General features: G+C 58.8%; 12 protein-coding genes. 2 read left to right on the top strand and 10 right to left on the bottom strand.

Annotation, left to right across the window (positions count from 1 at the left end; translation table 11 throughout):
* Positions 1-59 precede the first annotated feature (59 nt).
* The gene (locus VMR39_RS18065) at positions 60-920 is read right to left on the bottom strand and encodes an NAD(P)-dependent oxidoreductase (RefSeq protein WP_325417634.1); all 861 of its coding nucleotides are present in this window, start codon (positions 918-920) and stop codon (positions 60-62) included.
* Between the two features lie 471 nt (positions 921-1391).
* Between VMR39_RS18065 and VMR39_RS18060 the strand changes: the two genes are divergently transcribed.
* Positions 1392-2312 (top strand): LysR family transcriptional regulator, encoded by a 921-nt coding sequence (locus VMR39_RS18060; protein ID WP_325417632.1) that lies wholly within the window; start codon positions 1392-1394, stop codon positions 2310-2312.
* A gap of 52 nt (positions 2313-2364) precedes the next feature.
* Here VMR39_RS18060 and VMR39_RS18055 read toward each other — a convergent pair whose 3' ends face one another.
* Positions 2365-3294 carry an aromatic alcohol reductase gene (locus VMR39_RS18055; protein ID WP_325417630.1) on the bottom strand — a complete coding sequence of 310 codons (930 nt, stop codon included), beginning with the start codon at positions 3292-3294 and terminating at the stop codon, positions 2365-2367.
* 97 nt (positions 3295-3391) lie between these two features.
* Here VMR39_RS18055 and VMR39_RS18050 point away from each other — a divergent pair, with 97 nt between their 5' ends.
* Positions 3392-4342 (top strand): LysR family transcriptional regulator, encoded by a 951-nt coding sequence (locus tag VMR39_RS18050; protein WP_325417628.1) that lies wholly within the window; start codon positions 3392-3394, stop codon positions 4340-4342.
* Positions 4343-4511: 169 nt separating this feature from the next.
* On the opposite strand, the gene VMR39_RS18045 is transcribed toward VMR39_RS18050, so the two are convergent.
* The 8 genes from VMR39_RS18045 to VMR39_RS18010 all read right to left on the bottom strand — a co-directional run bounded on the left by VMR39_RS18045 (position 4512) and on the right by VMR39_RS18010 (position 11262).
* Positions 4512-4814: an antibiotic biosynthesis monooxygenase gene (locus VMR39_RS18045; RefSeq protein WP_325417626.1), complete on the bottom strand. Its 303-nt coding sequence runs from the start codon at positions 4812-4814 to the stop codon at positions 4512-4514.
* Between the two features lie 43 nt (positions 4815-4857).
* Complete coding sequence (locus VMR39_RS18040) at positions 4858-5220, bottom strand: flagellar hook capping FlgD N-terminal domain-containing protein (protein WP_325417624.1); 363 nt, start codon at positions 5218-5220, stop codon at positions 4858-4860.
* Between the two features lie 71 nt (positions 5221-5291).
* Complete coding sequence (locus tag VMR39_RS18035; protein WP_325417622.1) at positions 5292-5876, bottom strand: TetR/AcrR family transcriptional regulator; 585 nt, start codon at positions 5874-5876, stop codon at positions 5292-5294.
* Between the two features lie 482 nt (positions 5877-6358).
* Positions 6359-8047 (bottom strand): hypothetical protein, encoded by a 1689-nt coding sequence (locus VMR39_RS18030; RefSeq protein WP_325417620.1) that lies wholly within the window; start codon positions 8045-8047, stop codon positions 6359-6361.
* A gap of 114 nt (positions 8048-8161) precedes the next feature.
* Positions 8162-8791, bottom strand: a complete 630-nt coding sequence (locus VMR39_RS18025) for a DUF1109 domain-containing protein (RefSeq protein ID WP_325417618.1) — start codon at positions 8789-8791, stop codon at positions 8162-8164.
* Positions 8791-9312, bottom strand: coding sequence for an RNA polymerase sigma factor (locus VMR39_RS18020; RefSeq protein WP_325417616.1), 522 nt, complete (start codon positions 9310-9312; stop codon positions 8791-8793). The genes VMR39_RS18025 and VMR39_RS18020 overlap by 1 nt, the downstream gene beginning before the upstream one ends.
* Positions 9313-9394: 82 nt before the next feature.
* Complete coding sequence (locus VMR39_RS18015; protein ID WP_325417614.1) at positions 9395-10663, bottom strand: protein-disulfide reductase DsbD family protein; 1269 nt, start codon at positions 10661-10663, stop codon at positions 9395-9397.
* A gap of 41 nt (positions 10664-10704) precedes the next feature.
* Positions 10705-11262: a peroxiredoxin gene (locus VMR39_RS18010; RefSeq protein ID WP_325417612.1), complete on the bottom strand. Its 558-nt coding sequence runs from the start codon at positions 11260-11262 to the stop codon at positions 10705-10707.
* Positions 11263-11884 lie beyond the last annotated feature (622 nt).

Below are 11884 nucleotides of genomic sequence, written 5' to 3'. Positions count from 1 at the left end.
TGACGTCGCGATTACGATCGACGAGCGGATGGGCGTTGATGTTCATGGTCGCTTTCCTGTCAGGGAACGATGTTGGGAAGTTGCTGCTGCATCAGTTCAGCGCCAGGCAGTTCGATGCCGAGTTGGGCCGCTAGCCGAAGGCTGTTCTCAAGGTCCTTGCCGTAAATGGGGATGGCATGGGGCGCCATCTTGATCTCCCCCCAAGTCTCGGCGATGAAGCTGCGGGCAAGACCGCCTGTGATGATCTGTTTGACCATCTCAGGGGAAAGTCCGGCGGCTGTGCCCAGGCGCATACCTTCGGCCATCGCCAGGATGTTGCCGATGATGGTGACCTGGTGCGCCAGCTTGCCGATCGTGGCGGTGCCTGGGGCCCCCGTCCGCAGGATTGCCTGCCCCGATATCCGAAACAGGGGCTCGCAGATCGCCATGGCCTCGTCGGACGCACCGACCATGAAGGACATGGTCCGCTGCTCCGCGCCCCGTGCGCCGCCGCTGACGGGAGCGTCCACAAGCTGCGCCCCGGCTGCCCGCGCGGCGTCGACGAGAAGATTGATGGCTGCCGCGCTCACCGTGCTGTGGTTGACGATTATGAGTCCCGGCCGGGCATGGGCAGCAAGGCCCGCTCCACCTGCAATGACCTCGACGACCTGTGCGTCGGTGGCGACGCAAACGAACACCACGTCGCATGATCGTGCAAGTTCGGCGAGCGACGATCCGGTCGATCCGCCCGCATTCGAAAGTGTTGCGAGCGGCGCCTGAGCAATGTCGATTCCATGGACCTCATGGCCCTGCGTCAGGAGATTGAGCGCGAGTGGCAAGCCCTGCACACCCAGCCCGACGAAGCCAAGACACATGCGTCCTCCGGTCACGTCAGGCGCGCCTCCATCGGATGCATCATCAATCAGCGAAGATCCCTGCACGCCGCTCTCCAACTTTCCTTGTTGGAAAGCGACATCGGCGATGGGATCGCTCGCCGGAAATCGAAACTTGATATACCAACCATTTGGCTGAGGGATTGCTGCGGCCCCTCGCCTCGATCAGCAATGCTTTCTCACGGGATTTCTCGAAGCATCTACCTATATTGCATGCATGATGTCGGCGGCATCGAGAAAGGTCAGACTGACGACGCCACAAGGCACAAACAGGGATAGCTGCATATCGGGAACTTCAGTAGAAGGCGGTCAGACAAGATATAAACACAAGAGGAACCTGTTCGAAGCATGCCCGTGAAGTCAGGGCATCAGCCAATGACGAGGACCGGGCCAGTCCAAGCCGAATCCACCCGGTCTTCCACATGAACGCGGCAACATCATATAGACGCCGGCCGCAGCGCCATTCTCATGACGCGACCAGAATGATCGACCAGGCCAAAGGGCCGGCAGGGGTAGACGATGCATCTTCAAGGACTTGACCTCAACCTACTCATCGCGCTCGACGCGCTGCTTACGGAACGAAACGTGACCCGTGCAGCTGAACGGATTCACATCTCTCAACCGGGGATGAGCTCTGCCCTCCAGAAGCTTCGCCATCATTTCTCCGACCAGTTGCTCGAACGCATCGGCCGAAACATGGAACTCACCGCTCGGGGTCGCGCGCTGGCGGAGCCGGTCAAGTCAATCTTGTCGCAGGTCCGCGAGCTGAGCGAGGAAGCAAGCCGGTTCGACCCCGCTACCGCACGACGCGTTTTCCGTATCGCCGCCACAACCTATGGGTGCGAACTGCTTGCAGCTCCCCTTATCGTTGCATTGGGCCGTACGGCACCGCTCGTCAGCGTCGAATTCGAGGAACTCGCCCCCGACACCGCCGAGCGTATCTTGGATGGCCGGGTCGATTTTGCGATCACGATCTCGGCGCGGTTGCTCGACAAGATGGACAGCCATGACGAGCATTTCCACTCAGAAAAACTCTTCACCGACAGCTTTGTCGTCGCCGTCGCGAAGGACAATGCTTGTCCCCATGATGCGGTCAGCTTCGATGAACTTTGCGCGATGGGCTATGTGGAAACCCGCTTCGGCGGGACGATCGCAGGCATTAGCGAGCAGTTGTGGCGCCAACAGCCGCGACAACCACATATCTCATGCTGGCTGCCCAATTTCCATTTGACGCTCGATACCATCGGGAAGACGGACATGGCGACAATTCTGCCGCGCCTCCTGGTTTCACTGCAAGGGGAGCGTTATAACGTCCGCGCGCTGCCCGTTCCCTTTGAGATGCCGATCCTTGAAGAGCGGCTCTATTGGCACAAGCGGAACGATAATGATCCTGGCCATCGCTGGATAGCGGACATGTTGCGCCAGATCACCCTGGGCTAGGACACTAGCAGATGGGTTGCGGCGATCATCCCCGTCGCCGCAGCCCGCAGAATCAGGCCTGCTGCGTCATGCGCGACATCAGCATGTTCCGGTTTTCTTCAATCCAAGTCCGTATGTCGGTAACCGGGATGCCATTCCTGACATTGAATGTCCCATCGATCGGCCATGCCATACCTGCTTCCTTGGCAAATACGGCGCGATACTTCCGCATGACATCATCGGGCTCTTTGGCGATTTCGCCCTCGAGGAAGGGGGCGTCCCAGAAATGGGTTTGGAACGGAACTGCGAGCTTTTCAGCGATCAAGCCCGCAAGCTGGCCATAGGCGATCGTATCTCCTGCCACATAGACCACCTCGTTCTCGATCCTTGGCTGAGCGAAGAGAATCTTGGCAGTCAGCAACCCTATGTCCTCCGGCGTAGTTACTGTGACCTCGTTCTCGAGGGAGCCGAGCGCGTTCACGATGCCGCCGGGAAGATCGACCACACCGAAAGCCGGCTCGAAGAGAAAGCTCAGGAACATGCCGGTCGATATCACGACCCATTTCACCTGCTCCTGTCCCCGCAGCAATGCACGAACATCCAATTGTTCGTCGAACACTTCCTGACAGCTTCCGCGCCCGCACAGATCATAGTCGATGCCGAACTGCCACGGAAAATAACGATCGATGCCCGCTCGCAGGACAGCGCGCGCCAGTTTTATCTGCGTACCGGCGCCGATCGCAAAACCTACGCAGTTGAGGATCGTATCGAACCGGGCAAAAATTCCTGACAGCGTTTCGATGCTCATGGCAACGAGATCGCCATCCACGATCTCACAGCCCAGGCTCTTGACGAAATGATGCTGCTCTCCAGCGCTCTGATGCACCAGAACGGACACGGCAACGCCAGCCGCCTTTGCCTTGGCGACCAGCGGCGGAAGCATTGCCCGGCCAAGTTCACCTACACCCAGCACCAGGATCGAGGATGCGACATTCGTAGGCATTGGAACACTCCGAATAAGGAAAGCGCCTATCTAGCATCGCTCTGCCTCCGGACTATCCTGGTTGTCTGTCCACAGATTGCGGACATATAAGTCCTCGATGAATCGCGCTCCACAATCGGTTGCAAGCCTTGGTGTCGATAGCCTCGGCTCCCTCTCGACATTCGTGCGCGTCGTGGAAGACGGCAGCTTTGCGGCTGCCGGTAGGAGCTTGGGGATCAGCCCCTCGGGCATAGGCAAAGCGATCACACGGCTCGAAGCGCGGCTGGGCACCAGGCTCTTTAACCGAAATACCCGGAGCCTCGTGCTGACAAACGACGGCACGCTTTTGCTCAAACGCTGCCGGCGCATCCTTGATGAGATCGAAGGGATCGGCACCGATATCGGCGATTCATCGACGACGCCTCGGGGGCGGCTGCGCCTTGGTCTGCCGATCGTCGGCGAACCTTTCCTCTCAATCCTCTCGCGCTTTGCCCTCGCTTTTCCGGAGGTCCAACTGGACCTGACCCTCACCGATCGCACGGTCGACCTGATTCATGAGGGCTATGATGCAGTATTGCGCACGGGAGATGCGCCGGACTCAGCGCTGACGGCGCGCTTCCTCGGCAATTTCACCCTCCTCCTGGCTGCTGCGCCGTCCTATCTCGCGCAATGGGGAACGCCCCGGTCGATTGCCGACCTCAGCCGCCATCGTTGCATCAGCTTCCGCTACACGCATTCCGGCAAGGTGCATCCATGGCCGCAGATCGAGAATCTTTCGCGAGAGGCCGACGGACAACCCATTATATCGAACAATGTGGAGGCAAGGATCGCCTTCACCCTTGCAGGCGTGGGGATCGGACTGCTGCCGCATTTCGGCATCGATCACCTGCTTGCCGATGGCCGATTGATCCACGTCCTGCCGGAAATCTCTCAGACTATCCCCGTCAATCTGCTTTGGCCGTCCGGCCGCTTCCCGCCACCAAGGGTCCGGGCGCTGATCGATTTCCTGGTTGCAGAACTATCCCCGGCGCTGGTCGGCGCCGGACTGGTCCAAAGCCGAACGCCATGATCGATGCTCATGGCACATCGGGCAGGGAAGCCTGAACAGCCCACGCGATACATGCGTCGCGCAGCGTCGGCCAAATGCCATTAGTTATTGGCCGACCCCACGGACCGACCCGCTGCTACAATGCCGATCACGCCACTCATATACTCATCGCAAGCCAACTGCGGACATCTCAGGCCGTGAAGCTGCGAACCTCGGGATCAGCGCAGGAATAGACGACATAGTTTTCATAATAATCCGCCTGCGCTCGAACCTGGACAGCCCGATGCTCAGGCTGGTTCGCCCAAGAACGGGCGTCATCCTCACTCTTCCATTCCGAAATGGAGATTGCTTCGCCATCCTCGTCGACATAGCGCCTGAATGTGAGGAATCCGGGCTGGCGGCGGACCATTGCCTCCATATGCGCCGCATCTGCGCGATAGGCTTCGAGATCGATCCCGCTCTTCTTGCGATGGCGCAAAATATCCAGGTACATCGTCCCTCCGCGCATCCAATCCCTCGCGCGATCCTGCCACCTGCTATGCCTGAGACATCCCTTTGTCCTGCTCGGCCAATATGGCCTTGAGCGACACGAGGATATCCTGGAGGGTGGACAGATGCTCAGCGGACGGCGCTTGTGAAGAAGCGCGCTGCTTTTGAGCCTCTATCAACTGTTGTAAGCTGGCTTCGATTTCCTTCAAAGTCGTCAATTGCGCCAATGTCGCGAGTTGCTGGACATTCTGGGTCGGGTCACTCAGGGCGAAGGGATCCTGATATTTGAACTGGGCCGTCAACAGTGTGAGGAAATCTGCGCTCGACACGTCCAGTCCGGTCTGTTTCGTCGTCGCCGTTCCGCTGCCCAAGACCGACGAAAAGGCATTGGCTCCAACCTGGTTGATCATATCGATCGACTCCTTGGTCTGGTTATGTTCCAGCCGAAGCAGGAATTGCGATTTACACCGGCAACGCCGGCTCAGTTTCTCGATGAGAGCCGGGCGATCAGCGGATCGGTGACCATGCCGAACATCTCGGGCTGGCCGTACGCGCGCGCCGAGAGCATCGCGCCATGGATCGTTGCCATGAAGCCCTCTGCCTCAAGATGAGGCAAGACGGACAGTTTCAATGTCCCTTCCTTCTGCCCCAGTTCGAATATTGTGGTGAGCCACCCCGAGAGGAAACGAAAGAAGGCCTTCACTTCTTCTGCCACTTCCACGGGAAGGACAGGAATCTCGCATGCCAGAAGCGCACAGACACAAAATGGCATGTTGGCATTTTCGATGCAGGCCTTCCAATAGCCGGTGTAGGCTTTGAGACGATCAAGCGGATCGGGAAACTGCTGATCCAGATGCTCCATTCCCGCCTTGGCCTCGCCGCGGTAACGCGAAACCAGAGTGCGCATCAACTCGGCCTTGGTTGGAAAATGATGATGGACACTCGGCTTGCGAATGCCAACGACCTGGGCAATATCGGCGTAGCTGAAGCCATTATAGCCGCCTAAGATCACCAGATCGCGAGCAGTGGCGAGGATATCATCGGCAGTGGAGCTTGTGGCGGTCATAAAGCCGCCTACCTTCTAATCGGTAGATTGTCAAGACAGGCATACCAAACGTTCATTTCCTGGCTTTGACGAAGCGCGATATCTCGGTTCGTTTACGATCTGGCCTGGAGACGCAGACCTGTATGGCGAAACGTCGAGATGTCCAGTGCTAATCTCACCATGAAACATAGCGTTGCCGAAATTATCACTTGTCAGGTCGATTACGAAAGCGGCGTAATAATAGCTGTGATATTCGGAACGCCGGCCCGGCCCGCCATTGTCTGCACTTTGCATGAAACGCATCGACATCCTCTTTGTTACGCAACAAATGCAATGTGGATGCTTCTGCGGGTCGCTTCGACGCTTGCGGCTTCGGGTTATAAGGGCGACCTTGCTTCCAAGCTGTAAATCCACGTCAAACGTTCCGAGATAACCATAAGGTTATTAGTGACCGGGCCGCGGTGCGCCTCCCGGTTTCCCAGTCATGAATGGAGCGATAGAACTCAATTCGCTTGCACACTTTGCTCTGGACCGACGAGCGAATTACGAATGACGCCGATCACTCGCTCCGCCCAACTATTGGCACTATCATCCCAGCGTCGAGCTACTACGCGCCGGACAGATACGGATTGGCCGGAAATGATTTTCCCATCATCCGTGGTCGTGCGTGTCACCATGACATTGGCTGTCGCGATGGGCTTTTCGTCTGGCACGGCACTCGCCCCGATCGCCGTATACCAGCCGCCATCACGATAATAGAGTTTGAGCGGCAGGCGCATAAAGTTGGAGTCACCGCTATCGGGTAATCCGAACGCCGCCGCGCGCGAGCCGAGTTTAGTGACTATGTTCCAGCTGAACCCAGAGCAGGACGATACGCAATTATCGTCGAGGATAAGAGCCACTTTTCCCGTGAAGCCGTGTGACTTGGGTGGAACCAACCTGCCTTCGCAAGCTGCATCCTCGTCACTGCAGAACATGGGGACGGGCGGCAGGTAGCTACCGACTTCATGTCGTGCATCGGGATTGCGCGCTACCAGATCTGCCAGCCATCGTGCGTGAGCGGGGTCATCGGGAAGTTCATTGAGGACCGAGGGATCATCATAGCTAGAAAGCCAGCGATACTGCGCATATTGCTCTTGGTAAGGGCGATCGAATAACAGCGAATACCAGGCCAGTGGGATATCGCCGCCGCCATTGCCGGACAGATCGATGATGACCGATCGGATTTTCGGAGAAACGGCGCTCCAATGCGCGTTCCAGAACGTCTCGACCTCTTCCCGCGGCGAGCCGATGGATGCGCTGGTCGGGTAATGGAAGCTTTTCAATCTCCAGATTTCGGTCGGCGGCCCCTCGACGCTCTTGAAAACACATAGGTTCCAGCCCTGGTACACGGGCATGAAACCTTTATAGGCAGAGCCATCCTCGCCGCAACTGGCGTAGGAGCGTTCGATCGTTCGCTCCGGCGCAACTTCGGGCGTGTAGGTTATGATCGATTTCTTGCCGTCTCTGATTATTCCCAGATGAAGCGGCAGGCGGGGATCCCATCCTAACAAACCGTTTCGAAACTGCTTGTCAAAATCGTCGTAACATTGCCATTTGCTGTTTCGACGACATGCCTTTGTCGCACGCGACAGCCAGGTCGCGATCGGCTCTCCATTCGCTGCAATAACCCGGTCACCTACGGCCAGCGCGCCGGAAAGAAGCCACGCATCGGTCGACACGACGGCCGAGATCAGGACAGAACGCGGCTTATCGTCCGGACCCAACTCCTCCACCTTCATCGTGAACGGCATATAGGGTGCGCCAAATGCGATCCGGTAATCAATGTCGGCGCGCAGGTCGACCCGGCTATGCAGGCTTGGATAGCTTGCATAAAGCGTCCTCAAGACAAGGCCGAAAGCATATGGATCGACCGCCTCGGCCGCGCTGCTTTCTGCTTTGGCCACTGCCCGGTCCCAACCTGCCTTTCCCTGCCATCCGACGTCGATCGCTTCGGCATCGTTTTGTGCGATGCCTTCTGCAAAGGCGCGTATCGCGGCGATCCTTTGAGGCGCACCACGCAAGCCATCGGGCCATTGCGACGATGGCATTGCGACCGATCCCGAAGAAAGACCCGTGGCCAGCGCCGCGCAAACGCCGGCAAGAAACGACTTATACCGAACCAATTTATTCATTCCCGTTGCGCGATTCACGAATTCGTGCCGATGCGTCGTGTAAATTTCCGAATTCGAAAAGATAGACGGGTTTCGGCATCATCATTGCCTGGCCCGTCGGATTGAGGTTCCGGCAGTTCGCATCGGCGCAATTCACGCCGCGACGAATTTTCGACCAACAGCCAATGTGAGAAGTCCAAGGACAAGAGCGGCCATGACATGCGTCACGAAATCACTCGTCGAGACCGTAGCCGGATGACAAAAGGCGAGCAAACCGAAGGAAAGAAATCCAACGCCCACTCCTGCCGCAATGAGCGCACGCACGGGGTCGAGCGAACGGGTTCTGCGAAGCGCCAGAATCGCAATGGTCGCCATAGGAAGGCCGGCAGCCAGAAGGAAAGCGAAACAGACTGGCTGCTCTCCCGGGACGACCGCCGGGAATGAGGATGTCTCCAGTCCTGTTCCCGTCATCGCAAGCCAGGCAGCAATCCCGCCCAGCAACAGCCTGCGTCCTCGCCAGGCCAACCCCGGAACGCTCATCGCCAACGCCTGAGCCAATCCGATCGCCCCGAGGAGCAGGCAGAGGACAGCATTGGCCATATCGCTGCTGTTCGATGGAACTGACCAACCTCCCACAGCAATCTTGAAGGATATCACGGAAAGGCCAGCGAGCCCCAGCATCAGGGGAAGCAGCAGGCAAAGTCTTTTCCAGACCGGCGCAACCCGCCTGACCGGGGCTGCCCTGGCACATAATTCATCGATCAATTTTTCGTGGTCTGCCATCATCGGCTCCCATTTTCACGAAGACTCGATACAGCGCGGTGGAGCAACGACTTGATCGCCGAAACGGATGTCCGGGTTTCGGCCGCGGCGTCATCCAGGCTCATCTCGCGGATCTTGACCATCTCGACAGCCATCCTCTGTCGGTCGGGCAAGCGGTTTAGGAGGCGCGCAACCTCATTATCGTTCGCCAGTGCTTCCATACGTCCATCCCAGCTGTCGTCGATCGCTGCGTACATGGCAGTTTCATCGGCGGCCTCGCGGCGCTGCAACCTGGCATTTCTGCGCGTGGCGTCGATCGCACGCGCGAAGGTGATGGTCGCGAGCCATGGCAGGAGTGGGCGCTCGGGATCATAGGTGTGCCGCAGTTTGTGGACCGTAAGGAGCGTTTCCTGGACCACATCCTCGAGCAGAACCTCATCGAAGACCCGCCGTCTCGCGAAGGCGCGGATCACCGGCAACATGGCCAGCAGGATAAGGCGGTAAGCCGCCTGATCGCCATCCTGTGCCCTGCGCATCAGCATGGGCCAGTCCCGCTCATGAGGAATTCCGTGTCGCACAGCCGCTATGCGGTCCCCCAGTGGCAAGAATATCGGAACATCAGCTTCAAGCCTTTCCGCGCGCTGCGGCTTCGAGCGCCTCGACGGCTATGTCCCTGCTAAGGACCTGCGGCAGCACAACGGGTTCGCCGCCGCCGGCCGGATAGACGAGGTAGAGAGGTAGGCCCGTACGGCCAAGATCGTTCATCGCCTTTTCGATCGCAGGATCGTAATTTGTTGAATCTGCCACCATATACACGGTCTTCGTGCGTGCGATGGCATCCTTGAATGCCTTGGTCGAAAGAACAGCTTTCTCGTTGACCTGGCAGGTCGCGCACCAGGCTGCCGAGAAATCGACGAAGATCGGCCTTCCTGCCGCGCGTTCGGCCTGAGTCCGCTTGGCCGACCACGCGATCGGGCGTACCTCGGTGGGATTTGCATCACTTGGATCGGACATGGTCGCCAAAGCGGATGCGGCTGGGACAGGGGATCGGATAGCACTATCGGGCAACAGGATCGCCGTACCGATCGCGACGACACCGGCACCTGCGACAATATGGAATGCCGCAGTCGATTGCCCCATGAAGCCGCGCCTTTGTGCCATTCCGTAAATCCAGCCGACAAAAGCCAGACCGACAGCACAGCCGAGGATCAATGCAAGCCCGGATGGGCCGGTTTGCTGGGCCAGCACCCAGACCAGCCAAGCCGCGGCAGCGAGCATCGGAAAGGCGAGCACATGCTTGAGAGTGTTCATCCATGGCCCCGGCCGCGGCAGGCGACGTGCGAGCGCCGGACTGAAGGACAACAGCGTGAACGGGGCAGCAACCCCTGCCCCCAGCGCGGCGAACACCGCAAGGCCGGCCAAGGGCGGCTGAACTAGCGCATACCCTAGCGCCCCTGCCATGAAAGGCCCTGCGCAGGGTGTTGCCAGAACGACGACCAAGGCACCGGTAAGCGCGGCCCCCAACGGTCCTTCCTTCGTATCCACCTGCTGCCCGGCACGCTGCAGCCCGACACCGAACTCAAAAAGGCCGAAAAGATTGAGCGAAGAACCAAGGATGACCAAAATCAACAGCGTGACGATGATCGGTGATTGGAGTTGGAACCCCCAGCCCACGCCTTGGCCGGCAGCCCGAAGCGCCAGCAGGATACCGGCGAGTGCCAGCATGGCGAGCAGTGAACCGACAAAGAAGGCGATGCCCTCCTGTCGCAGCCGGACCTGATCGCCCCCTTGACGCACAAGCCCGAAGGCTTTGAGCGATATGACGGGGAAAACGCAAGGCATGAGATTTAGGATGATGCCGCCAGCAAATGCGGAAAGAATAGCGAACAACATGGGAACCCCGTGATGCAAGGGAGCGATTGGGTCTGCGACGATCAGCTATGCTTTGCCTTCCAGGCCCGCACCGCAGCCATTGCCTTGGAGATATGTTCCTGCGGGTTCATGTCGGTGTAGCTAAGCAGGATCTTGCCGTCGGGGGCGATGACGAAGGATGTTCGCTCCGACAGGGTCTGGTTCGGCAACTTCATGACCGTCTCATATTGCGCGGCGACCTTGGCGCCGGGATCCGCGGCGACAGCGAACTTGTCACGGCATTCGGACTTGGAGAATTCGGCGACCCGGTCCACGGCCCCGGCGGTAACGCCGACAACGGTGGCACCCAGCGCCTTGAAGTCGTCGGTCGCTTCGGCGAACATATGCGCCTCGATCGTGCATCCCTTGGTGAAGGCTGCGGGGAAGAAGTAGAGTACGACGGGGCCTTTGCGACGCGTCTCGCCGAGCGAGAAATTGAAAGGCTTACCTCCCAGTGCGGCACTGAGCTTGAAATCAGGGGCCTTCGCGCCTTGCGGAAGGGCTGCGATTGCAGGTGCAGAGACGCAAGCCATCATCATCGCACCGACAACCACACCGGCAATATTTTGTGGGAATTTCATTTGGTCTACTCCTACTCGTCTCGGGCAGAAGGCCGTGATGCACCTGCCTCCTCATTGAGTTTCGCTGGCACCGGGCAGGAAGTTGCGGTCGTCCCAAATTTTATTTTCATACGCACCCGAAAAGTGAGCAGCGATCGGATGCAGAGGCAGGATGGATGGCCCTCGGAAAAAGGTTCAATGGCGCCCGCCGCACTGGGCAGATCAGCAGATGGCAACCTCCCTCAAGGGAGATCGTTGGAAGGAAACACAGGAAGAGAAGAAGCATGACCCACAAGCCATCAGTACCGCCGGGCAGCAGAGCGCCCTACCCTCCCCATCCAGCGCCGCATGCGGAGAATATCCAGGCCGATCCGGCGCCAGTAGATCGGGGCGAAAGAAGCGACAGAAAACAATCGCCGGCGCGCGTTACTGCGTTTGGTGCCGCGGTGGGCATAGGATCGGCCGCGATCGTCGCGGCACTGCTCTACGCCCGGCACAGGAGGCCAGGGCATCATTCCAAAAGACATTGAGCGCAGGCGATCGCCCAGACATCAAGGACTTGGATTGTCTTGCCAAGCTGATGGTTGCCGCACCGGCCTCAAGGTCGACAGTGTATCGTAGACCAGCACCGGCAGCGCCCGCC

The sequence above is a fragment of the Sphingobium sp. genome (assembly GCF_035511395.1).
In the GTDB taxonomy this organism is placed as follows: Bacteria; Pseudomonadota; Alphaproteobacteria; order Sphingomonadales; family Sphingomonadaceae; genus Sphingobium.
Note: the sequence above shows the minus strand (reverse complement) of the source record. Positions and strands in the feature narration are given on the sequence as shown.

What these genes read in the sequence shown, in the direction of transcription:
- VMR39_RS18060 (WP_325417632.1), top strand. Translation starts at nt 1,392, where the DNA reads ATGCATCTTCAAGGACTTGACCTCAACCTACTCATCGCGCTCGACGCG.
- VMR39_RS18055 (WP_325417630.1), bottom strand. Translation starts at nt 3,294, where the DNA reads ATGCCTACGAATGTCGCATCCTCGATCCTGGTGCTGGGTGTAGGTGAA.
- VMR39_RS18050 (WP_325417628.1), top strand. Translation starts at nt 3,392, where the DNA reads ATGAATCGCGCTCCACAATCGGTTGCAAGCCTTGGTGTCGATAGCCTC.
- VMR39_RS18045 (WP_325417626.1), bottom strand. Translation starts at nt 4,814, where the DNA reads ATGTACCTGGATATTTTGCGCCATCGCAAGAAGAGCGGGATCGATCTC.
- VMR39_RS18040 (WP_325417624.1), bottom strand. Translation starts at nt 5,220, where the DNA reads ATGATCAACCAGGTTGGAGCCAATGCCTTTTCGTCGGTCTTGGGCAGC.
- VMR39_RS18035 (WP_325417622.1), bottom strand. Translation starts at nt 5,876, where the DNA reads ATGACCGCCACAAGCTCCACTGCCGATGATATCCTCGCCACTGCTCGC.
- VMR39_RS18025 (WP_325417618.1), bottom strand. Translation starts at nt 8,791, where the DNA reads ATGGCAGACCACGAAAAATTGATCGATGAATTATGTGCCAGGGCAGCC.
- VMR39_RS18020 (WP_325417616.1), bottom strand. Translation starts at nt 9,312, where the DNA reads ATGCTGATGCGCAGGGCACAGGATGGCGATCAGGCGGCTTACCGCCTT.
- VMR39_RS18015 (WP_325417614.1), bottom strand. Translation starts at nt 10,663, where the DNA reads ATGTTGTTCGCTATTCTTTCCGCATTTGCTGGCGGCATCATCCTAAAT.
- VMR39_RS18010 (WP_325417612.1), bottom strand. Translation starts at nt 11,262, where the DNA reads ATGAAATTCCCACAAAATATTGCCGGTGTGGTTGTCGGTGCGATGATG.